The sequence below is a fragment of the Pseudomonas sp. PDM19 genome, assembly GCF_014852215.1.
Classification (GTDB): domain Bacteria; phylum Pseudomonadota; class Gammaproteobacteria; order Pseudomonadales; family Pseudomonadaceae; genus Pseudomonas.
The window spans coordinates 114,878-140,506 of record NZ_JACVBG010000006.1; the positions used below are offsets into that span (position 1 = coordinate 114,878).

The window sequence follows — 25,629 nt, forward strand, 5'->3', positions numbered from 1 at the left end:
TGCCGCCCTACCGCAGTTGGCCGGCGGCCCATTTCACTTCGAACTCATGCTTGGCATGGTTCTTATGCTCGACGCACTCGACCATGTGCTGGTCGCTTCTCCAGTTATCGCAACCACGGGGTGGCTGGTAAAAGCGCTCCCACGCGATGTCGTGTTGACGCTGTGTCTCGGCGGCAACCCTGACAACCTCGGCGTCGTACTGATCTTGCTGACGGTAGGTTTGAGGAGCTGAAGCTGTTGAGGGGCGTGTGTTGAGCGCCTGAAGCTTCTCCAGGGCTCGCTGTGTTCGCTCTATTTGGCGCTCAGCGATGTAGTCGATGGCTGCGACTCGTACGTAGTACATCACCACGGCGGTGACGATGACCCCGACTAGCCCTAGTGCCCAGGATTGAAATGATCTCGATCGGCGTCGTGCCATCTGGTTGCTCCATGCAGTAATGGCCCAATGCTATTTCATCTTTCCACGGCACGGAAAGAGCGGGTGAACGCGACTGCCTGGGATTCAGATAGACTTTGAACTCCCCACTCTGGATGAGCTTGAATGAACCCAACTGATGACCTCGAACGGCAGATGCGAGAAGCTCTGGGTGTTGCTCCGAAAAAGGATAAACGCACCATCGAAGCCAGCAATCCAATGCGTGGTTATTTGGTCATTTTGAGCGTGCGCGGCGACGGTGGGCCGGCCTTCAGGTACGAACATCGCTCGCGGTCAATCAGTAGGACAGAGGCCATTCTCGATGCGGAAAAGACAGCTCGTGCAGCTGGCTACAGGCCTTGGGCGTTGCTTGACGTGGTCGAACCCTGAGTGAGTGCTATCGACGTCAACTGATTCAGAACGGCGTTTGCGCCTGGTGATGGTGTCTTTCCAGTTGGCCCAGTTTCGCTTTCCCTCATAACGCTGCCTCAATCGCTCGGCTGCCGATGCTTCGAGAGAGTGCCTCTTTGAACGTGAATGTATGAGGCCCAGCGCATCTCTGCGGGGCTTTTAAACCGCACTCTAAAACGCGTAGCGCTACTGCTTCTTCTGGTTCAGCCCCAGCACTTCACGTAGCGACTCGTTGTCAGGCCAGTGACGATTAATCAGCCACCAGACACCGCCCTGACCAATGGCGTTGCTTACGGCGCCAATGCCTTGAAGGTGGATACTGCACAGATCTGCGATTTGTGATTTCTCGCTGGGACTTTCACTGTGTCCGTGCGTCTCAAGCGACAAGAATCTGTAGACAGCGGTGTACAGGTCGGCAACGTCCGCCTCCTTGGCTTGCTGCTGAATACTGGGCGGAGAACGTCGCTTTAGTTGTTCCTGCTCTAGGTAGCGAGCCGTAACATCCTCGCGAGTGCTCCGGTCGAAGACCTGCATGGTTCCTGCTTCTAGGTTTGATTTGAACGCCTTTGCCAATTGAGCGGTGCCCGCACTGCTTTGCGACTCCGCATTTTCAATGGATCGGATGCCCCACAAAACCGTGATCAGCTGCTCCAGTAGGCATCGACTCAGGACTCCTAGGCAGGCGGGGTTTGCCGCAGAGCCCAAAACCGCCGCTCCGCTTACGAACTCAGCTGCTCGCCTCAGCTGCTTACGAACAAAGTCGTCGCGAGGATCCGTTGGCCCTGTTGCTTCCATCTCGGAGGATATAATCAGCATCGAAGCTTGCGTTTCTAACGCCTTAACAAGCTCGTTCAGTACTGATGGAGTGCTCATGCGGTTCTGACACCTCAGATCTAGGGTTAGTGCTGGTCACTGTCGCGGGCCGGTGATGCCAACGGATCACGGCGGTGGTACCGTCTGGCACAACGGACAGTAAGGGATTAACGTCGTGATTGAACCCAAAAAACTGCGCAGTGCTGGAGATTTCCCCAACAAATCGGCGGTGGAGTACGCGACCATTCGGGTACTGATTCCTCATCGCCTTATCCCATCGAATCTTCAGAATCCGTACTACAGGGATGATGATATCGTCGATGGGCTTTACGCGACCCCAACAGGCCGGCTTTCCTACAAGACGCTTTACCTGGACAGTGTTGAGCTCGCCGAACGGTTTGTAGCGTACCTCCACCAGGCTTTTCAGCGCCGTCCATACGCGAGTGACTATTTCCTTAATGTCGAGGTGGTTACCACGACCCAAAAGCTCACGGCGACAAAGGGGAGGGCGAAGCATTCCGCTGCTGTAGCCGAGACTCTCTCAGGCGGAGCTCCCTAGTGTGGCGGCCCTAGGCCGCCACTGAAGAAGGCATCCAAAACTCAGGCCCAGAGTGCAGCGCAGTTACAGCAGGTCGGCGATCTTCTCGTTCAAGAAGTACTCCAGCTTGGAGCCTTCCTCCTTCTGGATTTCACGCTTCGTATCAGGCGTGAAAGAGCAGCTGTAAACGACGAACTGACCTTCTGGTGCCCCCTTTAGATGGACGTAAGTCGATTTCCGTAGCTTGGGCCGAAGCTTCTTCAGGATCATGGATTCCTCGGCCAACTCGTGGAAGAAAAACTCTGCAAAGCCGTGGAGAGTGGCGGGCTTTACGTAAGGGCTGCCGTTGAAATCCAGCATCTGATATCCAGCGTCTTCGACCAATTTTCGAATGCTGGCCAGCGTCTGATCATTGACTTCGACTTCAACGGGGCCACCGGTGCCACCGTACATTGCGGTGCCGATGCGCTTGCCGACGAGATAAACCGAGGCGCTCCATGCGTCACCGTCGGTGCTAGCGCAGGAGCGCAGGTTTTTCAGTTCAAGGCCAACGGCTTTGGAGGCGCGGGTGCTCTGGTACATGCTCGATCTCGTGTGATTGGTTCTGGCACCCACACTACGCAGTCATCAAGCAATCCCAAGTTGCTGAAGGCAGGGCTTCAGAACGAGCAAACTGAGCAGTTCTTTCCGTCGTGTTCTTGCCCAGAAAACGCCTCTCCTAGGGTGGCCAGGCCAATAACCTCATCGGCAACATCACGTTCCGCTGAGGTTCACTATGCAAAGAAAGGCCTTGCTCATCTCCTTCGTCCTTGCTCTGGGGGCGAGTACCGCCGGCGCCACCACGCCGATCCCTGAGGCCTCTTACCTGGTTGGGTTTTCTCCCCGAGCTGGCGCCCAGGACGTGGTGCTTCAAGGGATTCAATCGGCTCAATCAGAAATCCTGGTAGCGGCGTATTCGTTCACAAGCAAGCCGGTGGCCATGGCCCTGCTCAAGGCTGCCAACCGAGGTGTCCAAGTCGCAGTAGTCGCCGATGCGAAGGCGAACGACCCGAATAGCCGGACTGGCCGGCGCTACTCCGCGGCGCAGTTTCTTGCCAATAAGAACGTTGCCGTACGGCTGAGCAGCCAATACGCGATCCTGCATGACAAGTTCATGGTGATCGACGGCCGTAGCGTCCAGCTGGGCAGCTTCAACTACTCCGCAGCAGCACACTCCCAGAATGCCGAGAATGTGCTGTTGCTCCGCGACGTGCCGAAGCTGGCGCGCCAGTACGCTGAGGAGTGGCGAGTCCTATGGGAGGGAGGAGTGGACCTGCCAGCCAAGTACTGACGGCTTGGGTTCCTGCAGAGGTAGCTCATCCTGGTTGCGACTACTCACTCTCCAAGGACCTTGGCATGGCCCAGAACCACCTTTTCGACTGCGGCGCGGTTTTCGTATCCAAGGGCATCGTCCATCTGTGCGGCTCGCCGGCTGCAGCACACGAAATTTTCGCTCCACTGCTCGAGCGCCATTGCTGTGGGGACTTCGGTGTGGCTGGTGAGGAGATCGTGGAAACCAACCTCGCCGTGCTAGCTCATGAGGGCGAGATCAGGTCCATCTATCTCGTTTCTTTGAGAGAGGACGATCTGCCGATCCTGATGATGCTGACCACCGAAGTGGGTCACCACACCACCCGATTTCACCTGCCCGGCGAGTAGGGCTCCTTCAAGGCTCGCTACGAGGCGCTAATCCATTCCCATACCCTGGCTGCAGAATTGTTGGAGCAGCCCTCCAAACGCAAAAACGCCCGCTTAGCGGGCGTTTTTGTTTGTCTGCCGTTAGCTTCGATCTACGCCCGCCAGCATGGCCAGTTGTTGGCTGACCCAATCCCAGTATCCCGTCATGGTCTGTTGCTGTTGTACGTGCTGGCGCCACAGCTGAACAGGTAGGAGCGGGTGGGTGTCTACGGAGTTGCTGGCGTACCTGGCGCTTAGTTCTACCGGCGATAGTTGGAGATCCTGCCGGTAGGCCTCGGGAACAGTCAGCGGGGCTGGCGCAAAAGCAGCACGAATCTCGTCCACAACTCTCCCTATTTCTATGCCGGTCGTGGTGCTCTTCAGCGTGCGCGTCGACGCCGATGCGGCGACTACGAGCCAGGCATGTCCTGCCGGCACAATGCTGTTCATGCCACCAGCAGCCTCCGTCCGGACGTCCTGCTTGCTGTAGAGGACTGACTCTACGGGGTAGGTGTTTTTCATGCCGACTCCAAGGGCGTCACTGCCGGTCAAGTCTCTATCCTGGGGCGAAAAATATACGCTATCAAGTATAGCTGTTTGCCATCTCAGAAGGCTTCATCGTCCCTTTTGCCAGAGACGCAAAATGGATATGAGCGAAGCGTTTGGCAAAGCCGTTCGCCAAACAAGGAAGGAGAGGGGTGTACAGCAAGAAGCGGTTGGTCCCAGCCAGAGTTACATCAGCGAGGTGGAGCGCGGCCTCAAAACGCCTTCCCTTGTGAAGGCTCAGGAGATCGCGGACGCGCTGGGCGTTGACCTGGTGACACTGATCGCGCGCGCGGTTCTTCTACAAAACCCGGGCATGACGCCGGCGCTGTTGATCGCGCAACTTCAGCGCGACCTGGGTGCTAAGTGAACTGAGGCTGCCCCGCTCTGGCGCGCCGATCTTCTTGAGCCCGATAACGAAAAAGGCCCGCATATGGCGGGCCTTTTCTTTACGCGGCCTCGGCCGCGCTCAGGAAGTGCAGCTGCTGGCTGAGCCACTCCCAGTAGCCGTAGATGGTACGGTTCTGGGCAACATGGTGGCGCCACTGCAAGCTGGTGAAAAACGGATGCGTGGGGGCAGAACCGTCGCTGTACTTGTCATCGAGCTGAGCAGGGGAAAGACGAACGTCCGGGCGATAGATCTCGGGGAGCGATACCGGCACGAGCGAGAGCTCCGCGGTGAGTTGCTCGATCGTCTTCAGTACTACGGCACCGGTAGCCATGCACACCAGCTGCCGCACATTCCCTTCGGTCGCCGATACCTGCCACGGGTATCCCGCCGGCGTTACAGCAGTACCGTCGCGCTCGTCGACCTTGCTGTAGATGGTCGAATCAATAGGGTACAGCGCGAGGTCCATCATGCTGGACACATAACCAAGCAGCGTGTCCGAGGCCTTATCGCCTCCTTGTGCCTTGGAGCGGGCAGCCTGGCGCACTTCTTCAAGTTCGCGCCAGATGTCCAACAGGCTGTTTGGCGTCCCCGATTTGTTTTGCATCTTTCAGTCCTCGATACGATCTGCGGCAAAGCATCCAGTCCGCATGCAATCTGCCATTATCCACGGCTTTGGTCTTGTGGCGAAGAGCCATCATTGAGCCTTCGGTCAGGTTTACGCGTGCGCGCTGGCAGCAGCGTCGACCAGAGTGTTCCCAACCAGGATGAGCAGCTGCTGGCGCAGGTACAGCGAGCCGGCATCATGCTTGCTGAGAAACTCCCTGATGCGCGCAGCGCTCGTGTTTGTGAATTGCCAGTGGCGACGCGGCTCAGCCTCTTCGGGGGCCTCGGTGTTTTGTTTCGGCAGCATGGGCGAGAGGTTTAGCGTGAGCCTCTCTCCAGCACTGGTCTGGATCATGAGGGAAGGGTGGGGCATGGGCGTTCTCCATTTCTTGGGAATCACCACGCTATGCCCATCCTGAGCAATCCCAAGGCAGATTCACGCTGCAAGGCGATCCTGTTTGAATACGAGCGGCGTGGCCGGCCTGACGCCATCTCGGCGTCCGACGAATTCCGCCATGATCGCGAGAACAGGGGCATTGACCGCGAGAACCTGCATAGCCCTGGTGCAGGCGACGTACAGGAGGTTCATTTCGTCCTCCCACGCTTCGCGGGAATTGTTGGGGTTGAACGGTTCGAACGAAAAATCCTCTGCCAGCTGTACGACATCCCACTCCAATCCCTTGGCTCTGTGGGCGGTGCTTAGCGTGACACTCGCCTCGAGCTCGTCAGCGACGGCGTTTAACCGCAGCTTGGCAAAGAGAGCAGGGAGGTCTTTTGCGTATTGCTCGACGATCTGGATGGATCGCAGCATTTCCGGATCCTGGCTGTCGCTCGCCACTTCCTTGTAGAAGGTGTACTGCGGATACTCCTGCAGCAGCTTCTTCCCTTTTACTCGGTCGTACTGACCAATCGACAGCGCATGGAGATCCTCCAAGGCCTGCAGGTTGTATCCCTCAATCCCCCCGACCCAGAAGATTTTTTCTCCTTGGTCCGCCAAGCGCAGCGCGCTTTCGATTACTCCGACCACGGTTCGGCAAAGGATGGCGCGGTGCTCCAGGCCCTCGGGGATCTTTTTGGTCACTCGGGTTGCCAGACCAAGCCCTACCAGCTGGCGCTGTTCACCTTTGAACGAAAGGATCATGTTCCCGACGTGCGCAACGGCGCTGCCGAAGCGGAAGGACTGTGTGAGGTAATGCACCTCGGCGCGATTGAGCCACGAAGCGTTCAGCGCATCCACAGCGCCACGGAACCGGTAGAGCATCTGGTGGCCATCACCGCACACCACCACCCCTAAGCCATAGCTGGCTTGATCTGCAAGTACGCCGGCAACCACTGGATTGATGTCCTGGAACTCGTCACCGAGGACAATATCGAACCGGCTCCGCAGGTTGGGCCTGGACAGGGCCCATAGCTTCAGGTAGCCGTCGTGCGTCATTCCTATCGCCCGGTCTTCAACGTCCTGCATCCTGGCCCACAGTAGACGTGCTGCGGCCACGACTCCGGTGCCGGCGCGGCGCATCCGCTCGTTCTTCATTTTTTCGGGAGGGCAGTGGTCGATCTCAATCTCAATGCCGGCATCCGCGCTGGCGAGGTAACTGTTCAGCGTTTCCAGCACCGTCCTGACCAAGTCCCAGTTCTGACTGTTGATGGCTTTTGCTGCGTCGGTCAGTCGGAGGTTTTGTGTGAGCTTGTGCTTGTAGCGCGTGCCGACGGCACCGAAAGCGAGGCCGTGAGACGTCTTGCATACGACGTTGTTCGGGAACCGCTGCTTTGCCGCCTGCTCGACGCTCTTGTTGTAGCAGAGATAAAGGATGCGGCTCTGCGGCCGCGCCAAGGCGTAGCCGATTAGCGTGGTGGTTTTGCCTGTGCCTGCGAAGGCAACAAGCTTTACCAACCGCGCAAGCGAGTTGATGGCCGGTAGCTGCTCGTGTGTGTAGTTCATGGGGACTACCTCAAAGCATGAGGGTTCGAGTGGAACCTGCCGGTTCGACCCACTGGCATCGGAGCACCCCGGCGATCACTGCACAGTTCGGCGCTATCTGAGGAGCTGGCCTCGGAACGGTTCCCTGCAGTTCGTGCCCTGGTTGGGGCTGGCCTACCACAGAGGGTTTATCCGCTGCGCAACTGCACAGCGCGCACATTGGCAGCAGTATCATGGGGATCAGTTTGATGTTCATGCACTGGGCTCCTAATAGGTTGAGTCCAGGCTATGAGAGCGGGAGGGAAACCCAAGCGCGTGGTTGCCTCGCGCTAGCAGAAGTATCCCGGCAGGCGTGGAGCTAACCAGGGAGGCCTGTATGTCATTTTGAGCGACGATAATCTTTGGAAATGGCGCAGGCGGCATTTCGGTCGATCAGCGCGAAGAACGAAAAAACGCCCGGGGTACGGGCGTTTTCGGTGTTGAGCTCAAATTGCCCTATCTGACTTCATTCGGTCTGGAGTTGCACGAACCAGGGATAGTTTGTCGGGTCACCTGGGTATCGCCAGCCGGATCCAACAAGCAGGATTGTGTCGTCTGGCTCACCTTGGAATACCCGACACGTAACCTCGGCAAGATCGCCACCAGGCTGATTCTCTGCAACCCCTTTGAATAGGTTGTCCTGCACTCGACGGATAGTGACTGTGTATCGATACCCATCACTATGCGCGAGGTCGAAAGCAATTTCGTCGCCGGCGTTGCGAATGCAGATATCGCCGACCTTCTCGGCTTGCCCCAGGTCGAAGAAGCTTCCGACTTTCAGCATGTTTCCTCCAGTGAAAATGACTCGCTGCGGCTTAGTTTTTACACCATTTCGTCAGTGGTCGTGGAGTCCCGATGCTGTCGGAATAGGCATGCTGTACGGCAATCGTCGCAGCATAGGTGGTTCGCAAAAATTTAGCGCGCAAACGTCGTTTAACATAATGCTTATTATGCGAAGGAATAGCTAAGGCTGTTGATATTCCCTTTAGCGCGCTGGAAGCTGCTCCATGGCGGCGTATTCGGTTGAAAATTGACCAAATGTCAGAAACATTGATAGAGTTATGACATTGCATCAGATCACCGAGTGGTGGCGATATGAAGAAGCTTCCTCAACTCATCCTGGAGCGCAGCCAGACCTTGCCGGAAGGTGGCGTGCTTGCACCGAAAGAATTTCTGGGTGTGGGATCACGTGCTGCCATTGACCAAGCGTTCTCTCGTTTGGCGAAGGCCGGGAAGCTTTTGCGCATCTGCCGCGGTACGTATGTGGTGCCTGTGAAAAGTCGATTCGGTACCCGCGCGCCGGCCGCGGAGAAAATCGTCCAGGCGCTCGCCGAGAGGAACAATGAAACTGTGACCTCGACTGGCGCTCGAGCGGCGAACGCACTCGGTCTAACGCAACAGGTGCCTGTTCGCGAGATGTTTCTAACGAGTGGCCGGCCGCGAACCCTGCAGCTCGGCAAAACCGAAATTCAGGTGAGGCATGCGCCCCGTTGGATGCTGGGGGTGTCGGCCGCCGGCGAAGCAATTCGTGCTCTGGCCTGGTTGGGTGAGCATCACGCTTATTCGGCAATCAAGCAGCTGCATAGCAAGCTGCCTGCCTCCGAGTGGGCCATGCTGCTCGCGCGCCGCTCTACCCTGCCCTCATGGATGGCCACACTCCTCGGTAAGGAGGCTATGAATGCCTGATTTCTTCGAACTCAGCGCAGATGACCAATCCGAGGTTCTGGAAACAGCGGCGCAGATGCTTGGCCGGCCAGCCTATGTCCTGGAGAAGGACATCTACGTCGTGTGGACACTGGGGAGGATTTTCTCTACCCCGTTTGGTGATCATCTCACCTTCAAGGGCGGCACCTCCTTGTCGAAGGTATATCGGCTGATCGATCGCTTCTCGGAGGATATTGATCTGACGTACGACGTCCGTCAGATGCTTCCTGCGGCGGAGACCGAAATTCCAAAGAGCCGCACTCAGGCCGGTCGCTGGACTGAGGAAGTACGCAAGCAGTTACCAATTTGGATCGAGCAGGCCGTCGCCCCCCTGCTTGGGGAAGCGATCGCTAACGCCGGCATCCAACTGGATCTGCAGCAGGAAGGTGACAAGCTCTACCTCCACTACCCTCCCCGCACACCCGCGAGCTCTTACATCCAGCCACGAGTCTTGCTTGAGTTCGGGGCCAGGTCCACCGGGGAGCCACATGCGCGTCGCATCGTAACCTGCGATCTGGCCCGGGCAGAGATGGAGGGTGTCAGCTTCCCCGATGCGAACCCTGTCGTGATGGATGTTGCCCGCACCTTCTGGGAGAAGGCTACGGCTGCCCATGTTTACTGTGTGCAAGAGCGCCTTAAATCTGAGCGGTTTGCCCGCCACTGGCACGACTTGGTCTCGATTGCCAGCAACGCCGAGTTCGCCGACGTAATTTCCCAGCGGGACATTGCAAGGAAAGTCGCTGAGCACAAGTCCTGGTTTTTCAGGGAGAAAGCTGCAGATGACTCGGTGGTGGACTACCGACACGCTGTAGAGGGGAACCTGCAGCTCGTACCAACCGGCGGTGCCCTTTCAAGCCTGGAAGAGGACTATCTCAGGATGACTGATGGCGGCATGTTCGAGTCGACGCCCCCCTCCTTCGCCGAGTTGATGTCGGCATGCGCTGCCCTGGAAGCACGCCTGAACGCGGCGGCCGAGAGTTGAAGCAAGCGCTTGAATGTACCGAAGGGACGACCGGCAGCTACCGGCCAGAAGCGGGCGTAAATCTGGCCTCAGGCAAGGCCCCATCTCTATTGCTCAGGGTACGCTCGCAATTCCAAGAGAAGGGACGGATCAACATGCGGGACGATGGAGTAGTACTCGACCTTAACTACGTAACCTCGCCACTGTATTTGCGGCAGGCAATAGCGCTCTTGATCGGGCTACCGCTTGATCGCGAGTTCAATTGGGACTTCTTTAGCCACTGTTTACGTACTCGCATTGATCTACCCCTACCGAAGCGGCTAACGGTGCTCGGGAGCTGTCGGCTGAGTCTGCGCTTCCCGAACGAATCTCGAATGCTGTCAAAGTGGTTGGACGAATGGAAAGAGCTGCACCCTGAAACCGAATTTTCGTTCGTCATCATTGACTGACAAGTAGATTTACTCCTCTCGCTTCATCGATGTCCGCGATGGGTCGGTAGCAGCCGTGTTACTGCTAATGATCAAGGTTCGTCCTTAGCAAACGAACCATGGCCCGTTCGCCCTCTGGCCTTCTACTCAAGCGTTGCTCCTCTCATGCGCAACTTGCGCCCCAAAATAAGCGAGCCCATGACAAACGAGACGGATCTATTCACTCAGCGAGAATAAGCACCCAGGTAGCGATTGATGCCCCACAAGAGGATGAACAGCGAGGCTCCGGCCAGCGGAGCCTCGCGTTGGAAACTCAGATCGCCTTTTCCAGCTCTGGTATCAGCTCGAACAGATCGCCAACCAAGCCGTAGTCGGCAACCTGAAAGATCGGCGCCTCTTCGTCCTTGTTGATCGCAACGATCACTTTCGAGTCCTTCATGCCCGCCAGGTGCTGGATGGCGCCGGAGATACCGACAGCCACGTACAGCTGCGGAGCAACGATCTTGCCGGTCTGGCCGACCTGCATGTCGTTGGGCACGAAGCCGGCGTCAACGGCAGCGCGGGAAGCGCCGACGGCAGCGCCCAGCTTGTCAGCCAGGGAGTAGAGGATGCTGAAGTTGTCGCCATTGCCCATGCCACGGCCGCCGGAAACGACGATCTTGGCAGCGGTCAGTTCCGGACGGTCGGACTTGGCCAGCTCTTCGCCAACGAAGGCAGACTTGCCGGCATCGGCCGGGCCGGAAACAGCTTCAACAGCGGCAGAGCCACCTTCGGCAGCAACGGCGTCAAAGCCGGTGCCACGTACGGTGATCACTTTCACGGCGGCCGAGGACTGCACGGTAGCGATGGCGTTACCGGCGTAGATCGGGCGCTTGAAGGTGTCGGCGCTGACGACTTCGATGATCTCGGAGATCTGGTCGACGTCCAGCAGGGCAGCTACGCGCGGCAGGAAGTTCTTGCCGTTGGTGGTGGCCGGAGCCAGCACGTGGCTGTAACCGTTGCCAAGCTCAGCGACCAGCGGAGCGACGTTCTCCGGCAGCTGGTGAGCGTAGGCAGCGTTGTCGGCGACAAGCACCTTGGCAACACCAGCGATCTTGACAGCGGCTTCAGCCACGCCACCGACGTTCTGGCCAGCGACCAGCACGGCGATGTCACCACCGATCTTCTGCGCAGCAGCAACAGTGTTCAGAGTGGCAGCGCCCAGTGCGCCGTTGTTGTGCTCAGCGATTACCAGGATAGCCATCAGATTACTTTCGCCTCGTTCTTCAGTTTCTCGACCAGTTCGGCAACGGACTTGACCTTGATGCCGGCGCTACGGGCAGCCGGAGCTTCGACTTTCACGGTCTTCACGGTGGAAGCGGTGGAAACGCCCAGGGCGTCCGGGGTCACCACGTCCAGCGGCTTCTTCTTCGCCTTCATGATGTTGGGCAGCGACGCGTAGCGCGGCTCGTTCAGGCGCAGGTCGGTGGTGACGATTGCCGGCAGGTTCAGGGCAACGGTCTGCAGGCCGCCGTCGATTTCACGGGTGACGTTGACCTTGTCGCCAGCCACTTCGACCTTGGAGGCGAAGGTGCCCTGGGCGTAGCCGGTCAGCGCAGCCAGCATCTGGCCGGTCTGGTTGTTGTCGCTGTCGATGGCCTGCTTGCCGAGGATGATCAGTTGCGGCTGCTCCCGGTCCAGCAGCGCCTTCAACGCCTTGGCGATGGCCAGCGAACCTAGCTCCGCCTCACTCTCCACTAGTGTGGCGCGGTCGGCACCCAGGGCTAACGCGGTACGCAATTGTTCCTGGGCTGCGCTCGAACCGACGGTGACCACCACCACTTCACCGGCGATGCCCTGCTCTTTCAGGCGCACCGCCTCTTCCACGGCGATCTCGCAGAAGGGATTGAGGGCCATTTTCACGTTGGCCAGGTCGACGCCGGATTGGTCCGCCTTGACGCGAACCTTGACGTTGAAGTCGACCACGCGCTTGACGGCAACGAGGACTTTCATCTGGGGACTCCCTAAAAAAACCGGACCTAGTGGCCCGGAAACATATATGGACAGATTCCAAGGTGAACCGGCCCAAACCAGCCGCCGCACTGTAGGACTGGCTTCGGCAGGTTCTCCCCTCCCCCTAAGGGAGGCGGTGGCGGACGCCGCAAGGGGCGACCGCACAGATACGCCATGGACTCAGTCGCGAGGATTGCTCGCCATAGGCATGGGTGAAGAGCGCCCCTTCCTTGGCGATACGGTCGATGTTCGGCGTCTCGTAGCCCATCATCCCCTGGTTGTAGGCGCTCAGATTGAAGTAGCCGATATCGTCGCCGAAGATCACCAAGATGTTCGGTTTGTCGGTGGCGTGGACAAGACAAACCGCGTCCGCCAGCGCGGCCGCCAGGGCAAGCCTGGCAAAGCGTTTTCCGCTTGTTTTCGTGCGTCTTCTCGGCAGGTGGGGGGTGCGGCCACCCGCCCACCGGGCCGGAGCTGGCCGCTCGCCGGCGATACTAGTTTCCGGCTGTCCCGCGAGAGCCCCGCTATTGGAGGGGGCAGCCCCTGACGCCCGTGCGCCCCCTCGCCACGGGGGGCGGGGGACAGCGCGCCGCGCCTTACCCTGCCCGCCACATGGCCGGTCGGCGTGAGGGCGCTCCACGCAAGGCACCTTCCCGTCGGCGGGCCATCCCTCGCCTACCGCCCTCCCCCCGAGCATCCCCCCCTCTCATAAAGGGAGGACCGCCGCGGGTGGCATTCCTGATTCACTGCCACACCGGCCGGCCCCGCGCCGCCAACCCGCCATTCGCGCCTGCCGCACCAAGACCGACGAGGGACAGATGACCGATCAACTGCTCAACGAACGCGAGCTGGACTTTCTGCTCTACGAGCTGCTCGACACCACCGCGCTGCTCGAACGCTCGCGCTACGCCGAACATGATCGGGCCGTCTTCGACGCGACCCTGCAAACGGCGCACGGCATCGCAGCCGAATACTTCGCTCCGCACAACCAGAAGGGAGACCATGAGGAGCCGACTTTCGATGGCGAACAGGTCCGCCTAATCCCGGAAACCAAGCGCGCCTGGGACGCCTTCGCCGAGGCCGGCTTCCTCGCCGCGCACCACGACGGCGCCGACGGCGGCCTACAACTGCCAGAGGTGATCCTGCGGGCCAGCATGGCGTACTTCAATGCCGCCAACATCGCGACCGTCGCCTACTCCTTCCTGACCATAGGCGCGGCCAACCTGGTGAAGAGCTTCGCCAGCAACAACCTGCGCGAGCGCTTCCTGCCGGCCATGCTCGACGGCCGCAGCAGCGGCACCATGGCGCTGACCGAACCCGGCCAGGGCTCGGCCCTGGGCGACCTGCGCACCACCGCGCGTCCCGCCGCCGACGGCAGTTACCGGATCTTCGGCCAGAAGATGTTCATTTCCGGCGGCGACCACGACCTGACCGAGAACATCGTGCACATGGTCCTCGCCCGCATCGAAGGCGCACCGGCCGGCACCAAGGGCATCTCGCTGTTCCTCGTGCCCAAGTTCCTGGTCGATGCCGACGGCAATCCGAGCGAGCGCAACGATGTGGCTCTCGCCGGCCTGCTGCACAAGATGGGCTACCGCAACACCACTTCGACGGTGCTCAACTTCGGCGAGCAGGACGGCGCCATCGGCTACCTGGTGGGCGAGGCCAACAAGGGCCTGTCCTACATGTTCCAGATGATGAACGAAGCGCGCATCGGGGTCGCCCTGGGCGCCTCGGTGCTCGCTTACCAAAGTTTCGTGTACGCGCTCGACTACGCCCGCGAGCGCCCGCAGGGACGCCTGCCAGGCGCCAAGGATCCGCTGGCCCCACAGGTGCGCATCGTCGAGCACGCCGACGTGCGACGCATGCTGCTGCAGCAGAAGGTCTACGCCGAAGGCAGCCTCGCCCTCTGCCTGTACGCCAGCAGCCTGTTCGAGGATGCGCATACCGCGCCCACTGCCGAGGAGCGCCAGGACGCCGGCGAGCTGCTCGACCTGCTGATCCCGATGGTCAAGTCCTACCCCTCGCGCTACGGCGTAATCGCCTCGGACATCGGCATCCAGGTCCTCGGCGGCTCCGGCTACATCCGCGAATACCCGCTGGAACAGTTCTACCGCGACAACCGCCTGAACCCGATCCACGAAGGCACCGAGGGCATTCACGGCCTCGACCTGCTGGGGCGCAAGCTGGGCCAGCGTGACGGCGCCGGCTTCCGCCAGTTCCTCGCCCTCACCCATTCAGCCATCGAGGCCTCACATACCGATGCCCGTTGTGCCGACCTCGGCGCGGCGCTGGGCGTCGCGCTGAATCATCTGCAACAGGCGACCACCGCGCTGCGTGAGCAGGTGGCCGCCGATGCCAACCTCGGTCTGGCCAACGCGACCAGCTACCTCGACCTGTTCGGCCGCGTGGTCGTCGGCTGGCTGTGGCTGCGCATGGCCGGCATCGCCAGCCGCGCTCTGCAGGCCGGCGCCACCGGCAGCGAGGCCGACTTCTACCACGGCAAGCTGCAGGCCGCCCGCTACTTCATGGACTGGGAGCTGGCGCCGACCCAGGCGCTGACGCGCCTGCTCATCCAGGGCAACCGGGTGAGTTTCGACATGCAGGACCGCTGGTTCTGACCCCGGCCCCATCAGGAGAGAAAACCTCATGACTGCCCTTGTTCACTACCGATTGGACGGCCAGCTGGCCCTGATCGGCCTGTCCCGCCCCCCGGTCAACGCCCTCGGCCAACCGCTGCGCGCGGCCCTGCTGGAAGCCTGCGAGCGCGCCGCCGCCGATCCCGCGGTGGCGGCAATAGTGGTGCACGGCACCAACGGCCTGTTCAGTGCCGGCGCCGACATCAGCGAATTCGGCAGCGAAGCGTCGTCGGCCGCACCCGATCTGCCCGGCCTGCTGGTTCGCCTCACCCGCATCGACAAGCCGCTGGTCGCCGCCATTGGCAAGCTGGCCCTGGGCGGCGGCCTCGAGTTGGCCCTGGCCTGCGGCTACCGCATCGGCGAGCCGCAGGCCCGACTCGGCCTGCCGGAGATCAACCTCGGCCTGCTGCCCGGCGCCGGCGGCACCCAGCGCCTGCCACGGCTGATCGGCGCCGAGTCGGCGCTGAACATGATCCTTTCCGGCAAGCAGGTGGATGTCCAGCACGCACACCTGATGGGCATCATCGACCGCCTGGCGGATAACCCCGAAACACTCATCGAACAAGCCTGCGCCTATGCCCGCGAGCTGCTCGCGCAAGGCGCCCCGGCACAACCAGCCGCCCGCTACCCCAGCCCCGCCGTCGATTTGCCAGAGGGCTTCTTCGCCGGCTTCCGCGCCGAACAGGAGGCACGCTGGAAAAGCCGTCTGGCGCCGCGCCTGGTGCTCGCAGCGATAGAGGCCGCCTGTCTGTTGCCGCTCGAGGAAGGCCTGGCGCGCGAGCAGGACCTGTTCCGGCAAGCCGAGGCTTCGCGCCAGTCGGCTGCGCTGCGCCATGTGTTCTTCGCCGAACGCGAGGCCGGGCGTATTCCCGGCATCGACCCTGCGCTCGACATGCGCCCCATCGCCAAGGTCGCGGTAATCGGCGCGGGCACCATGGGCGGCGGTATCGCCATGAACTTCACCAATGCCGGCATCCCGGTGGTGGTGCTGGAACAGAAGTCCGACGCCCTAGAACGCGGCCTGTCCAATGTGCAGCGCAACTACGAGATCAGCGTCAAGCGCGGCAAGCTGAGCCAGGCCGAGCTGGAGAAACGCATGCGCCTGCTGCAAGGCAGCCTTGAATATGCCGACATCGCCGATGCCGACCTGGTGATCGAAGCGGTGTTCGAGAAGCTCGAGATCAAGCAGCAGGTGTTCCGCACCCTCGACGAGGTGTGCAAACCAGGGGCGATCCTTGCGACCAACACCTCCAGCCTCGACGTCGATGCCATCGCCGCGGTGACCTCACGCCCGCAGGACGTCATCGGCCTACACTTCTTCAGTCCGGCCAACGTCATGCGCCTGCTGGAAGTGGTGCGCGCCCGCCGAACCGCGCCGGACGTGCTGGCCACCACGCTCAAGCTGGCGCGGCGGATAGGCAAGTTGCCGGTGGTTTCCGGGGTGTGCTTCGGCTTCATCGGCAACCGCATGCTCGAACCCTACGCCCGCGAGGCGATGCGCATGGTGCTGGAAGGCGCCTCGCCGGCGCAGGTCGACGGCGTGCTGACCGGGATCGACCTGAACATGGGCGTGTTGAGCATGCTCGACCTCGCCGGCATCGACGTGAACTACCTGGTGCGCCAGGCCAACAAGGCCGCTTTCGCCGACGACCCCAGCTATTGCCGCCTGGGCGACGAGCTCTACGCCATGGGTTGCTACGGCCAGAAGAGCAGCTTTGGCTTCTACCACTACGAAGGTCGCCAGCGCCTGGACGACCCTACTGTGGAGAAGGTCGCCGAGCGTCTCGCCGGCGAGCTGCAGATCCCGCGGCGCTCGCTCGCCCCCCAGGAAATCCACGACCGCTGCCTGTTCATGCTGATCAACGAAGGCATCCAGCTGCTCGACGAAGGGATCGCCCTGCGCGCCAGCGACATCGACCTGGTGTGGATCAACGGATACGGCTTCCCGGCGCACCTGGGCGGCCCGATGCACTACGCCGAGCAACTGGGCCTGGACCAGGTGCTCGACGGCATCCTGCGCCTGCAGGCGAGCCTGGGCAGCCACGGGCAGCGCTGGTTCAAGCCCGCGCCCCTGCTCAAGCGCCTGGTCGCCGCCGGCCGCACCCGCATCGAGAAATTCTGACTTTCCCGCCGCCACCTCCAGGTGGCGGCCCCGTTACAAGGACAATTCCATGAAAGAAGCCGTCATCCTCTCCACCGCCCGCACGCCGATTTCCAAGGCCTTCCGCGGTGCCTTCAACCACACTCCGTCGCCGAGCATGGCCTCCTTCGCCATCCGCGCCGCGGTCGAGCGCGCCGGCATCGACGCCGCCGAGATCGAAGACCTGGTGATGGGCACCGGCATGCCGGCCGGCACCGCCGGCTGGAACCTCGGCCGCATGAGCGTGCTTGCGTCCGGCCTGCCACTGTCGGTCAGCGGCCAGACCCTGGACCGCCAGTGCGCTTCCGGCCTGATGGCGGTGGCCACCGCCGCCAAGCAGATCATGGTCGATGGCATGCAGGTCACTATCGGCGCCGGCCAGGAGCACATCTCCCTGGTGCAGAACCGCCACATGGAATGGGTTGGCGAGTTCCACGATCGCCTGGTGCTGCAGAACGAGCCAAACGCCTATATGCCGATGCTGCAGACCGCCGAACGGGTCGCCGAACGTTACAGCATCAGCCGCGAGGCCCAGGACGAATACGCCCTGCAGTCGCAGCTGCGCACGGCGGCCGCGCAACGTGCCGGCCTGTTCGAGGGCGAGATCGTGCCGGTCAGTGTGATCAAGCAAGTGGTCGACAAGGCCACCGGCGCCACCGGCTACGAGAAAGTCAGCCTGTCGCTCGACGAAGGCAATCGCCCGCAAACCGCACTCGCCGACCTGCAGAAGCTCAAGCCGGTCATCGAAGGCGGCTGCATCACCGCCGGCAATGCCAGCCAGCTCTCCGACGGCGCCGCCGCCTGCGTGCTGATGGATGGCCGCCTGGCCGAGCAGCGCAATCTCGAACCGCTGGGCGCCTATCGCGGCATAGCGGTGGCCGGCCTAGCACCCGAGGAAATGGGCATCGGCCCGGTCCTGGCGGTGCCCAAGCTGCTCAAGCAACACGGCCTGAAGGTCGACGAGATCGGCCTGTGGGAGCTCAACGAAGCATTCGCCTGCCAAGTGCTTTATTGCCGCGACAAACTGGGCATCGACAACGACAAGCTCAACGTCAATGGCGGTGCCATCGCCATCGGCCACCCCTACGGCATGAGCGGCGCACGCATGGTCGGCCATGCCTTGCTGGAAGGTAAGCGCCGGGGCGTGAAGTACGTGGTGGTGACCATGTGCGTCGGCGGCGGCATGGGCGCGGCCGGCCTGTTCGAGGTGTTCTGATGAGCAACGAACTCTTTTCCCTCGCCGGCAAGACCGTACTCATCACCGGCGCCTCCAGCGGCATCGGTGCGCACCTGGGGCGCGTCGCCAGCCGCGCCGGCGCCCGCGTGGTGCTCGCCGCGCGCCGCGTGGAACGCCTCAACCAGCTGGCCGCCGACATCGGCTGGGACGGCGGCACCGCGCTGGCAGTCCCCATGGACGTGACCTGCCGGCAAAGCGTCGAGGCTGCCTTCAACGCCGCCGAGGAGGCCTTCGGCGTGGTCCACGTGGTGCTCAACAACGCCGGCGTCGGCAACGGCCAGCGCGCTCTTGAGGTCAGCGAGGAAGAATGGCGCCATATGCTGGCCACCAACCTCGACGGCGTCTGGCGCGTGGCCCAGGTGGCCGCCCAGCGCATGGTCCGCGCCGGCGCGCCGGGCAGCATCGTCAATATCGCCTCGATGCTCGGCCTGCGCGTGGGCACCGGCTACAGCCATTACTGTGCTGCCAAGGCCGGCGTGGTGCAGCTGACCAAGTCGCTGGCACTGGAACTGGCGCGCGAGCATATCCGCGTGAACGCCATTGCCCCGGGCTACTTCAAGACCGAGATGACCGACGCCTTCTTCGACAGCGAGAAGGGCCAGGCTTACATCCGCGCCGCCGTGCCCCTGCGCCGCCTGGGCCAACTCGAGGAGCTGGAAGGTCCCTTCCTGCTCCTGGCCAGCGCTGCCGGCGCCTTCATGACCGGCAGTGTGCTGGCGGTCGACGGCGGCCATCTGGTCGGCAGCCTCTGACCTCACGCGCCGCTCGTGCACGGGCCCGCCCCTCCCTTTGCGGGGGGACGGGTCGGTGCGGCTCCTTGCAATGCTTCCTCCGGTTGTAATCCCACCACCACCGGAGGCCATCATGAAGATCAACTTCGCCCGGATCATGGGCCAGGTCGCGCAGCGCCATGCCGACCAGGAAGCCCTCGTGAACATCGAGCGCAACCGGCGCTACAGCTTCGAGGAGCTGCACGGCCTGACCAACCGCATCAGCCACCTGCTGCATGTCCGACTGGGCCTGGGGCGCGGCGACGTCGCCCTGTGCATCCTGGAGAACGACAACCTCTCGCTGCTGCACGCCTGGACCGCGTTCAAGGGCGAGGCAGCCCTGGCGCACACCAACTTCCGCGACGCCCTCGACGAGCACCGCTGGCAGATCGAGTTCCTCCGCCCACGGGTGATCTTCATCGAGACCGTGCTGCTGGAACGCTACGCCGAGCTGCTGCGAGCGAGCGAAGCCTGCGTGGTGTGCATGGACCCGCCGCCGGCCGACCAAAGCGCCGCTCTGTACTTCTGGGACCTGCTCGAAGGCCTGCCGGACAGCGAGCCGGACGTCGAGTCCGATGACCGAGACGACATCCTCCTCTACCGCTTCACCGGCGGCACCACCGGCCGCAGCAAATGCGCCCAGTACAGCATCGACAACTGGCTGGCCGCGCGCGACTCCATGTACGCCGACAGCGAGCAGAGCGAGGCGCTCAACGCGACCACCCGCTACCTGCAGATCGCCCCCATCAGCCATGGCGCCGGACTCTCGCTGCTGCCCACGCTGTTCCGCGGCGGCTGCACCCTGACGCAGAACACCACCGACCTGAAGGCCTGGTGCCACAACGTCGAGCGCGAGCGGGTCACCACCAGTCTGATGGTGCCGACCCTAGTCAACGGCCTGCTGGAGCTCCCGGAAGCGACGCAGCACGACCTCTCCAGCCTGAGCACCCTGTACTACGGCGCAGCGCCCATGAGCCCGGCCAAGCTGGAACGGGCGCAGGCGCGCTTCGGCAACATCTTCTACCAGCTGTATGGCTCGACCGAATGCGCCCAGGCGGTCTGCACCCTGACCAAGGCCGATCACCTGACGGCCATCGCGACCGGCCGCCTCGCCTCGGCCGGCCGGCCGACCACCGGGATCGAACTGAGGGTGGTCGACGACACCGGCCAGTGCCTGCCCCCGGGCGTCACCGGCGAGATCCTGCTGCGCGGTCGCGGCACCATCTGCGGCTACTTCCGGAACCCACAGGGCACGGCGGCGGAGTTCGTCGACGGTTTCTGGAAATCCGGCGACCTGGGTTACCTGGACGAAGCCGGTTACCTGTTCATCGTCGATCGCAAGAAGGACGTCATCATCAGCGGCGGCTTCAACGTCTACGCGGTGGAAGTGGAGTCCAGCCTCAACGCGCATCCGGCCGTATCGCTCTCTGCCGTGGTAGGGGTACCTCATGGCCACTGGGGCGAGTCGGTGCATGCCGAAGTGGTGCTCAAGGAAGGTGCCAGAGTCACTCAGGATGAACTGATCGAGCATGTCAGGGAGCGCCTGGGTAGCCTGAAGGCGCCCAAGACTCTGACCTTCGTCGAGGCCTTGCCGCTGAGCGCGGTCGGCAAGGTCTTGCGTCGCCAGGTCCGCGAGAAGTACTGGAAGGACCAGGTGCGCCGGGTCAGCTGATCGGTAGCGCGCCACGGAGCCTACAGAGGCTCCGCGGCGACAGCAAAAAAAGACAGACCCGCATTACGCGGGTCCGTCTTCAATGGGGGAAACGAATGCCTCAGCGGATACCGCTACCCGCCAGGCTGTCCGGGGTCCACATGTTGTCGGAGCTCATGGTCGGCGACACTTTCAGGCCGCCCAGGCTCGGCCACTGGTTGATGTAGTAGCTGCCTGCGATCAGGTCGTAATGACCGGTGGTGGTAGTGTTGATCGCCGACGCATCGTAGAGCGGGGTCAGGTAGGCGAAGCCCGGACGCCACAGCTGGCCATGACCGTCGTACTGGTCATTGGCGAGCACGGCCCAGCTGTCCTCGTCGACGTAGAAGGTGCGCTTGGCATAGATGTGCCGCTCGCTCGGCTTCAGGGTCGCTTCCACTACCCACACGCGGTGCAGTTCCCAGCGCACGAAATCGGGGTTTATGAACTTGTTGCCGAACACCTGATCGGCGTTGGCTGCGTAGTTGAAGCGATAGGTGTTGTACGGAACGTACAGCTCCTTCTTGCCGGCCAGCTTCCAGTCGTAGCGATCCATGCGACCGTTGAACAGGTTGACGTCGTCGACCGTGGACATGCCCGAGGTACTGGGGTTCGGGGTGTCGTAGGCCAGGTCCGGCGCCAGACGTACGCGGCGCTGTCCCGGCAGGTACTGGTAGGCGCGGCGGCCCTTCAGGCCATCGACGTTCTCGAAGGTCATGATCGCCTCGCCGGCGCGACGGGCCGGGCCAGTGTAGTTGGCGCGGGCCCGGTTGTAGATCACCGGCGACTCCTCCTTGTGGTCATAGAACGGACTCTCGATGGTCCATACGCCCTGGGTGGAGAGCACGCGCTTGCCGGCCGCGTCGATGTTGAATGCCGAGTACTTCGGCATCACGAAGGAGATGCCCTGGTAACGTGCGATGTGGTTGAGCATCACCTCAATACCGCTTTTCGGGATCGGGAAGGGAATCCCGCCGGCGGCATCGACCGGCGTGTAGCCGTCGGCGGCCAGCTTGGCGCCGGTGGCGTTCTTGATGGTCTTGTCGAGCACCGCCTGCGGGTAAGCGACCGTTCGATGGGTGGGATATACGTCCATGCGGAAGCCCGGCAGCTTCTTCACCAGGGCCTTCGCGCCCTCGCTCATCTTGGCTGCATAGGTGTCCACGTTCTTCGCGTCGATGGTGAACAGCGGTTTCTCGCTGGCGAAGGGATCGGGGCGAATGCCCGACGCCGCGTCGAACCCCGCTGGCGGGGTGGTCAGGCCGCCAGCATAGGCCGGGATGCTGCCATCCGAGCTGCCCGCTTTTTCGGCGCCGATGGCCGTCAGGTTGCTGCCTAGTGCCTTGGCCTCGTCGGCCGAAACGGCCGCATGGAGCACGCCTGCATGCGCGGCCAGGATGCTGGCCGCGATCAGGGTTCTTGTCAGTCTATTCATGTCTCCACCTTCTCATCTTGTATTTTTGAACGTCGCGTACAGCGCGCCACACAGCTTCCGGGAGCCACCACCATCGCCCCCGGCCGGCACCACCATGGGCGGCTACGTAGACCGGGCAGGAACCGGCTGTCGATAAGCCGCCGGCGCAGTGGCAGCGCGACAGCACGCGCCTCGACGCGGTTGGGTCGAGCCCGATTCCTGGCTTATGTTTTATCCAAGGCTCCGCTTCCCCCGCCCCCCCCGATAGGCATGGGGTGGGAGGGGACGGGCGGGCGCCACTGCCGTGCAGTCGAGCGGACGATCGGAAAACTCCCGACGCAAATGCAATGACGCCGCAACCCTCGCGGATTGCGGCGTCATTGCTGCCCAGGCGGGAGGGCGCAGCGGCCCGTCCTGCACGGCCTCAGGCGAACACGCGGAGGATAGTTTCCGCCACGCAGGCAGGCTTGCTCGCGCCTTCCACCTCAACGGTCATTTCGTAGGTGATCTGCGCGCCATTGCCTTCCAGCGGCTCCCAGGCCAGCACCTTGAAGTGCCCGCGCAGGCGGCTGCCGACTGGCACCGGCTGGACGAAGCGCACCTTGTTCAGCCCGTAGTTCAGGCCCATCTTGACGTTGCGGATCTCGAAGGCGTCGGTCATGAAGGGCGGCAGCAGGCTGAGGGTCAGGAAGCCATGGGCGATGGTGGTGCCGAACGGGCCCTTGGCCGCGCGTTCGGGATCGACATGGATCCACTGCGAGTCGCCGGTGGCCTCGGCGAAGGTGTCGATTCGCTTTTGGTCGATGGTCAGCCAGTCGCTAGTGCCGACGACCTGGCCGACCAGACCCTGCAGTTCCGCGATGGTTTCGTAGCTTTTCATTGTTTTCACTCAAAGGGGATGAAAGCGAGTATCAGGCGCCCAGCTCAGCCTGCAGCGCCGCGGCGCAGGCCGCCTCATGGCTGTCGGCGCTGCCCAGTTGCAGGTCGGCGACGATGGCGCGCTTGTAGTAGTGGCCGATCAGGTATTCCTCGGTCATGCCGATGCCGCCGTGCAGTTGGATACCCTGCCCGCAGATGAACTTGGCGGCGCGGCTGATCAGCATCTTCGTCGCCGACAGAGTGCGGCTGCGCTCCTGCGGGGCGTCATTGGCCACCGAGGCGAGCGCCGCGTGCAGCATCGAGCGAGCCACCTCCAGCTCCGCGGCCATGTCGGCCATGCGGTGCTGCAGGGACTGGAAGCTACCGATGGCGACACCGAACTGTTGGCGCACCTTCAGGTATTCGGCGGTGACCTCGAGGGTCTTCTCCATCACCCCGATCAGCTCGGCGCACAGCGCCACGGTGGCGTGGGCCAGGCCTTCCTGCAGCGCCTCCAGGCCCTGGCCGGGCTCACCGAGCAGCGCCTCGCGGCCGATAGCCACGCCATCGAAGTGCAGTTCCTCGACCCAGCTGCCGTCATGCAGCGGCAACGCCTGGCGGTCCAGTCCGGGGAACTCGCCTTCGAGCAGCACCAGGCTCAGGCCGGGCACGTCGTCCAGCTGTACCGACACCAGCAGCGCATCGGCGCCGGGAGCGCCGAGCACCAGGCTCTTGCGACCGTGCAGTCGGTAACCCCCGCCGTGGCGTTCGCCCCGCAGCGCAACCGGCAGCGGCATGCCGCGCGAAGCCGGTTCGCTGTAGGCCAGCGCCAGGCGCAGCGAACCGTCGGCCAGTTGCGGCAGCAGACGCGCCTTCTGCGCCTCGCTGCCGCCGGCTACCAGCGTCTGTGCCGCCAGCACCGCGCAGCCCAGGTAGGGCTCCAGCACCAGGGCACGGCCCAGCTGCTGGGCGATGATCACGGTCTCCTGCAGCGAGCCGCCGAGGCCACCATAAGCCTCGGGCAGGGCCGCCATGAGCCAGCCGTTGTCGGCGAACACTTGCCAATTGTCGGCGCTGCCGTTGCGGCCGCCCTTGAGCAGCGCGTTGCGTGTCTCGAAGCCGTAAGCCTTGTCGACATAACGGCGCACGCTGTCCTGCAGCAGCTGTTGTTCCGAATTCAGATCGAAATCCATACCCGTGTCCTGACTCAAAGTTGGAACAGCATCTTGGCGATGATGCCGCGCTGCACCTCGCTGGTGCCGCCGTAGATGGTCGAGGCGCGGCGCAGGAACATGTCGTTGGCAATGCCACGGGCCAGCTCCTGCAATGGGTACGCCTGCGCCGGCGCCGCCTCGTGGGGATGCGCGTAAGCCACCGCACCGTAGTCGCCCAGCGCCTCCAGCTGCACCTCGGTGATGCGTTGCTGCAGCTCGGTCGCTCGGATCTTCAGCATCGAGCCCAGCACGTGCGAAGCCGGGTCGTGCCGCTGCTCCATCTGCGCGACGCGCTGTACCAGCATGCCGATGGCCTGCAGCTCGGCATCCAGGCGCGCCAGTTTCAGGGCGAACTCCGTACGCTCGATCAGCCGCCCCTCGCCGGCCGGAATGGCGGTGGCGAACAGGCGCAGCTCACGCATGTAGCGCTTGAGCTCGGGGAGGTCGGCGGTGGTCGCGTGCTCGTTGTTGAGCAGGAACTTGGTGATGTTCCAGCCTTGCCCTTCGGCGCCGATCAGGTTGCCCACCGGCACCCGCACGTTGTCGAAGAAGGTCTCGTTCAGGTGATGGGCGTCGTCGATGCTGCGGATCGGCCGCACGGTCACGCCCGGGGTATTCATGTCCACCAGCAGGAAGCTGATCCCGGCCTGCTTCTTCACCTCGAAATCGGTGCGCACCAGCAGGAAGATCCAGTCGGCATGATGGGCGTAGCTGGTCCAGATCTTCTGGCCGTTGATCACGTAGTGGTCGCCGTCGCGCTCGGCGCGGGTGCGCAGCGCGGCGAGGTCGGAGCCGGCGCCCGGCTCGGAGAAGCCCTGGCACCACAGGCGCTCGCCGTTGAAGATGGCCGGCAGGTGCTCGGCCTTCTGTTCCGGCGTGGCGAAGGCATTGAGCACCGGGCCGAGCATCTTGTGCACGAAGGCGTCCTGGGTTGGGGTTCCGGCCGCGCTGCACTCATCGTCGAATACCAGGATCTGCGGTACCGACCAGCCGGTGCCGCCGTGCTCCTTCGCCCAGTAGGGCGCCCCCCAGCCGCGCGCCTGCAGCAGCTTCTGCCAGCGCATGATCTGCTCGCGGGGCGAGCGCGTGCAGCGCTGCAGCCCCTTGAGCTCGGCCGGCACCTGGGCCAGGAAGTCGCGGACCTCCTGGCGGAACGCCGCGAGTCCGGCGTCAGGTTGAAAGTCCATGGCCG

General features: G+C 62.7%; 26 protein-coding genes and 1 pseudogene. 12 read left to right on the forward strand and 15 right to left on the reverse strand.

Annotated elements, in window-relative coordinates; genetic code table 11:
• Positions 1 to 7 precede the first annotated feature (7 nt).
• Complete coding sequence (locus IB273_RS30970; RefSeq protein ID WP_192225822.1) at positions 8 to 418, reverse strand: hypothetical protein; 411 nt, start codon at positions 416 to 418, stop codon at positions 8 to 10.
• A 123-nt stretch (positions 419 to 541) separates the two neighbouring features.
• On the opposite strand from IB273_RS30970, the gene IB273_RS30975 reads away from it, so the two are divergent.
• Complete coding sequence (locus tag IB273_RS30975; protein WP_225610351.1) at positions 542 to 805, forward strand: hypothetical protein; 264 nt, start codon at positions 542 to 544, stop codon at positions 803 to 805.
• Between the two features lie 207 nt (positions 806 to 1,012).
• Here the strand turns inward: IB273_RS30975 and IB273_RS30980 are convergent, their stop codons facing one another.
• Complete coding sequence (locus tag IB273_RS30980) at positions 1,013 to 1,699, reverse strand: DUF5677 domain-containing protein (RefSeq protein WP_225610352.1); 687 nt, start codon at positions 1,697 to 1,699, stop codon at positions 1,013 to 1,015.
• 115 nt (positions 1,700 to 1,814) lie between these two features.
• Here IB273_RS30980 and IB273_RS30985 point away from each other — a divergent pair, with 115 nt between their 5' ends.
• Entirely contained in the window at positions 1,815 to 2,198 is a 384-nt protein-coding gene (locus tag IB273_RS30985) for a hypothetical protein (protein WP_318652519.1), read from the forward strand.
• 63 nt (positions 2,199 to 2,261) lie between these two features.
• Here the strand turns inward: IB273_RS30985 and IB273_RS30990 are convergent, their stop codons facing one another.
• Entirely contained in the window at positions 2,262 to 2,759 is a 498-nt protein-coding gene (locus tag IB273_RS30990; protein WP_192225823.1) for a hypothetical protein, read from the reverse strand.
• A gap of 208 nt (positions 2,760 to 2,967) precedes the next feature.
• Here IB273_RS30990 and IB273_RS30995 point away from each other — a divergent pair, with 208 nt between their 5' ends.
• Both IB273_RS30995 and IB273_RS31000 read left to right on the forward strand, forming a co-directional pair.
• Positions 2,968 to 3,507 (forward strand): phospholipase D family protein, encoded by a 540-nt coding sequence (locus IB273_RS30995; protein ID WP_225610353.1) that lies wholly within the window; start codon positions 2,968 to 2,970, stop codon positions 3,505 to 3,507.
• A gap of 65 nt (positions 3,508 to 3,572) precedes the next feature.
• The gene (locus tag IB273_RS31000) at positions 3,573 to 3,875 is read left to right on the forward strand and encodes a hypothetical protein (protein WP_192225825.1); all 303 of its coding nucleotides are present in this window, start codon (positions 3,573 to 3,575) and stop codon (positions 3,873 to 3,875) included.
• A 120-nt stretch (positions 3,876 to 3,995) separates the two neighbouring features.
• Here the strand turns inward: IB273_RS31000 and IB273_RS31005 are convergent, their stop codons facing one another.
• The gene (locus IB273_RS31005) at positions 3,996 to 4,415 is read right to left on the reverse strand and encodes a hypothetical protein (RefSeq protein ID WP_192225826.1); all 420 of its coding nucleotides are present in this window, start codon (positions 4,413 to 4,415) and stop codon (positions 3,996 to 3,998) included.
• A 121-nt stretch (positions 4,416 to 4,536) separates the two neighbouring features.
• Here IB273_RS31005 and IB273_RS31010 point away from each other — a divergent pair, with 121 nt between their 5' ends.
• Positions 4,537 to 4,806, forward strand: a complete 270-nt coding sequence (locus tag IB273_RS31010; RefSeq protein WP_192225827.1) for a helix-turn-helix domain-containing protein — start codon at positions 4,537 to 4,539, stop codon at positions 4,804 to 4,806.
• Between the two features lie 79 nt (positions 4,807 to 4,885).
• Here IB273_RS31010 and IB273_RS31015 read toward each other — a convergent pair whose 3' ends face one another.
• From IB273_RS31015 to IB273_RS31030, 4 genes are all read right to left on the reverse strand, one after another.
• A complete protein-coding gene (locus IB273_RS31015) occupies positions 4,886 to 5,431 on the reverse strand; it encodes a hypothetical protein (protein WP_192225828.1) in 546 nt (181 codons plus the stop codon).
• A gap of 111 nt (positions 5,432 to 5,542) precedes the next feature.
• Positions 5,543 to 5,803 (reverse strand): hypothetical protein, encoded by a 261-nt coding sequence (locus IB273_RS31020; protein ID WP_192225829.1) that lies wholly within the window; start codon positions 5,801 to 5,803, stop codon positions 5,543 to 5,545.
• Between the two features lie 63 nt (positions 5,804 to 5,866).
• Positions 5,867 to 7,372: a UvrD-helicase domain-containing protein gene (locus IB273_RS31025; protein WP_192225830.1), complete on the reverse strand. Its 1,506-nt coding sequence runs from the start codon at positions 7,370 to 7,372 to the stop codon at positions 5,867 to 5,869.
• A 484-nt stretch (positions 7,373 to 7,856) separates the two neighbouring features.
• Positions 7,857 to 8,174 carry a hypothetical protein gene (locus IB273_RS31030; protein WP_192225831.1) on the reverse strand — a complete coding sequence of 106 codons (318 nt, stop codon included), beginning with the start codon at positions 8,172 to 8,174 and terminating at the stop codon, positions 7,857 to 7,859.
• Between the two features lie 311 nt (positions 8,175 to 8,485).
• Here IB273_RS31030 and IB273_RS31035 point away from each other — a divergent pair, with 311 nt between their 5' ends.
• Together IB273_RS31035 and IB273_RS31040 are read left to right on the forward strand one after the other, a co-directional pair.
• Entirely contained in the window at positions 8,486 to 9,076 is a 591-nt protein-coding gene (locus IB273_RS31035) for a DUF6088 family protein (protein ID WP_192225832.1), read from the forward strand.
• Entirely contained in the window at positions 9,069 to 10,076 is a 1,008-nt protein-coding gene (locus tag IB273_RS31040) for a nucleotidyl transferase AbiEii/AbiGii toxin family protein (protein ID WP_192225833.1), read from the forward strand. Before IB273_RS31035 ends, IB273_RS31040 begins: the two co-directional genes overlap by 8 nt.
• A 720-nt stretch (positions 10,077 to 10,796) precedes the next feature.
• On the opposite strand, the gene IB273_RS31045 is transcribed toward IB273_RS31040, so the two are convergent.
• The 3 genes and pseudogenes from IB273_RS31045 to IB273_RS31055 all read right to left on the reverse strand — a co-directional run.
• Entirely contained in the window at positions 10,797 to 11,726 is a 930-nt protein-coding gene (locus tag IB273_RS31045; RefSeq protein ID WP_192225834.1) for an electron transfer flavoprotein subunit alpha/FixB family protein, read from the reverse strand.
• The gene (locus tag IB273_RS31050) at positions 11,726 to 12,475 is read right to left on the reverse strand and encodes an electron transfer flavoprotein subunit beta/FixA family protein (protein ID WP_138212024.1); all 750 of its coding nucleotides are present in this window, start codon (positions 12,473 to 12,475) and stop codon (positions 11,726 to 11,728) included. The genes IB273_RS31045 and IB273_RS31050 overlap by 1 nt, the downstream gene beginning before the upstream one ends.
• A 190-nt stretch (positions 12,476 to 12,665) precedes the next feature.
• Positions 12,666 to 12,863, reverse strand: a pseudogene (locus IB273_RS31055) (sulfatase-like hydrolase/transferase); the annotation flags it as partial.
• Positions 12,864 to 13,293: 430 nt separating this feature from the next.
• On the opposite strand from IB273_RS31055, the gene IB273_RS31060 reads away from it, so the two are divergent.
• From IB273_RS31060 to IB273_RS31080, 5 genes are all read left to right on the forward strand, one after another.
• Entirely contained in the window at positions 13,294 to 15,096 is a 1,803-nt protein-coding gene (locus tag IB273_RS31060; RefSeq protein WP_192225835.1) for an acyl-CoA dehydrogenase, read from the forward strand.
• Positions 15,097 to 15,124: 28 nt separating this feature from the next.
• Positions 15,125 to 17,236: a 3-hydroxyacyl-CoA dehydrogenase NAD-binding domain-containing protein gene (locus tag IB273_RS31065; protein ID WP_192225836.1), complete on the forward strand. Its 2,112-nt coding sequence runs from the start codon at positions 15,125 to 15,127 to the stop codon at positions 17,234 to 17,236.
• A 49-nt stretch (positions 17,237 to 17,285) separates the two neighbouring features.
• On the forward strand, positions 17,286 to 18,470 hold the full coding sequence (locus IB273_RS31070; protein WP_192225837.1) for an acetyl-CoA C-acyltransferase: 1,185 nt from the start codon (positions 17,286 to 17,288) through the stop codon (positions 18,468 to 18,470).
• Positions 18,470 to 19,243 (forward strand): SDR family NAD(P)-dependent oxidoreductase, encoded by a 774-nt coding sequence (locus IB273_RS31075; protein ID WP_138212020.1) that lies wholly within the window; start codon positions 18,470 to 18,472, stop codon positions 19,241 to 19,243. The genes IB273_RS31070 and IB273_RS31075 overlap by 1 nt, the downstream gene beginning before the upstream one ends.
• Before the next feature lie 112 nt (positions 19,244 to 19,355).
• On the forward strand, positions 19,356 to 20,933 hold the full coding sequence (locus tag IB273_RS31080) for a class I adenylate-forming enzyme family protein (RefSeq protein ID WP_138212019.1): 1,578 nt from the start codon (positions 19,356 to 19,358) through the stop codon (positions 20,931 to 20,933).
• A gap of 100 nt (positions 20,934 to 21,033) precedes the next feature.
• Here the strand turns inward: IB273_RS31080 and IB273_RS31085 are convergent, their stop codons facing one another.
• From IB273_RS31085 to IB273_RS31100, 4 genes are all read right to left on the reverse strand, one after another.
• Entirely contained in the window at positions 21,034 to 22,386 is a 1,353-nt protein-coding gene (locus IB273_RS31085; protein WP_192225838.1) for a DUF1329 domain-containing protein, read from the reverse strand.
• 403 nt (positions 22,387 to 22,789) lie between these two features.
• Positions 22,790 to 23,245, reverse strand: a complete 456-nt coding sequence (locus IB273_RS31090; RefSeq protein WP_192225839.1) for a MaoC family dehydratase — start codon at positions 23,243 to 23,245, stop codon at positions 22,790 to 22,792.
• A 31-nt stretch (positions 23,246 to 23,276) separates the two neighbouring features.
• A complete protein-coding gene (locus IB273_RS31095; protein ID WP_192225840.1) occupies positions 23,277 to 24,416 on the reverse strand; it encodes an acyl-CoA dehydrogenase family protein in 1,140 nt (379 codons plus the stop codon).
• A gap of 14 nt (positions 24,417 to 24,430) precedes the next feature.
• Complete coding sequence (locus tag IB273_RS31100) at positions 24,431 to 25,624, reverse strand: acyl-CoA dehydrogenase family protein (protein WP_138212015.1); 1,194 nt, start codon at positions 25,622 to 25,624, stop codon at positions 24,431 to 24,433.
• Positions 25,625 to 25,629: the final 5 nt, after the last annotated feature.

Bases quoted from the DNA above. Each gene is read 5' to 3' on its own strand.
- IB273_RS30970 (WP_192225822.1), bottom strand. From the start codon at position 418: ATGGCACGACGCCGATCGAGATCATTTCAATCCTGGGCACTAGGGCTA.
- IB273_RS30975 (WP_225610351.1), top strand. From the start codon at position 542: ATGAACCCAACTGATGACCTCGAACGGCAGATGCGAGAAGCTCTGGGT.
- IB273_RS30980 (WP_225610352.1), bottom strand. From the start codon at position 1,699: ATGAGCACTCCATCAGTACTGAACGAGCTTGTTAAGGCGTTAGAAACG.
- IB273_RS30990 (WP_192225823.1), bottom strand. From the start codon at position 2,759: ATGTACCAGAGCACCCGCGCCTCCAAAGCCGTTGGCCTTGAACTGAAA.
- IB273_RS31000 (WP_192225825.1), top strand. From the start codon at position 3,573: ATGGCCCAGAACCACCTTTTCGACTGCGGCGCGGTTTTCGTATCCAAG.
- IB273_RS31005 (WP_192225826.1), bottom strand. From the start codon at position 4,415: ATGAAAAACACCTACCCCGTAGAGTCAGTCCTCTACAGCAAGCAGGAC.
- IB273_RS31010 (WP_192225827.1), top strand. From the start codon at position 4,537: ATGGATATGAGCGAAGCGTTTGGCAAAGCCGTTCGCCAAACAAGGAAG.
- IB273_RS31015 (WP_192225828.1), bottom strand. From the start codon at position 5,431: ATGCAAAACAAATCGGGGACGCCAAACAGCCTGTTGGACATCTGGCGC.
- IB273_RS31020 (WP_192225829.1), bottom strand. From the start codon at position 5,803: ATGCCCCACCCTTCCCTCATGATCCAGACCAGTGCTGGAGAGAGGCTC.
- IB273_RS31025 (WP_192225830.1), bottom strand. From the start codon at position 7,372: ATGAACTACACACACGAGCAGCTACCGGCCATCAACTCGCTTGCGCGG.
- IB273_RS31030 (WP_192225831.1), bottom strand. From the start codon at position 8,174: ATGCTGAAAGTCGGAAGCTTCTTCGACCTGGGGCAAGCCGAGAAGGTC.
- IB273_RS31035 (WP_192225832.1), top strand. From the start codon at position 8,486: ATGAAGAAGCTTCCTCAACTCATCCTGGAGCGCAGCCAGACCTTGCCG.
- IB273_RS31040 (WP_192225833.1), top strand. From the start codon at position 9,069: ATGCCTGATTTCTTCGAACTCAGCGCAGATGACCAATCCGAGGTTCTG.
- IB273_RS31045 (WP_192225834.1), bottom strand. From the start codon at position 11,726: ATGGCTATCCTGGTAATCGCTGAGCACAACAACGGCGCACTGGGCGCT.
- IB273_RS31050 (WP_138212024.1), bottom strand. From the start codon at position 12,475: ATGAAAGTCCTCGTTGCCGTCAAGCGCGTGGTCGACTTCAACGTCAAG.
- IB273_RS31060 (WP_192225835.1), top strand. From the start codon at position 13,294: ATGACCGATCAACTGCTCAACGAACGCGAGCTGGACTTTCTGCTCTAC.
- IB273_RS31065 (WP_192225836.1), top strand. From the start codon at position 15,125: ATGACTGCCCTTGTTCACTACCGATTGGACGGCCAGCTGGCCCTGATC.
- IB273_RS31070 (WP_192225837.1), top strand. From the start codon at position 17,286: ATGAAAGAAGCCGTCATCCTCTCCACCGCCCGCACGCCGATTTCCAAG.
- IB273_RS31075 (WP_138212020.1), top strand. From the start codon at position 18,470: ATGAGCAACGAACTCTTTTCCCTCGCCGGCAAGACCGTACTCATCACC.
- IB273_RS31080 (WP_138212019.1), top strand. From the start codon at position 19,356: ATGAAGATCAACTTCGCCCGGATCATGGGCCAGGTCGCGCAGCGCCAT.
- IB273_RS31085 (WP_192225838.1), bottom strand. From the start codon at position 22,386: ATGAATAGACTGACAAGAACCCTGATCGCGGCCAGCATCCTGGCCGCG.
- IB273_RS31090 (WP_192225839.1), bottom strand. From the start codon at position 23,245: ATGAAAAGCTACGAAACCATCGCGGAACTGCAGGGTCTGGTCGGCCAG.
- IB273_RS31095 (WP_192225840.1), bottom strand. From the start codon at position 24,416: ATGGATTTCGATCTGAATTCGGAACAACAGCTGCTGCAGGACAGCGTG.
- IB273_RS31100 (WP_138212015.1), bottom strand. From the start codon at position 25,624: ATGGACTTTCAACCTGACGCCGGACTCGCGGCGTTCCGCCAGGAGGTC.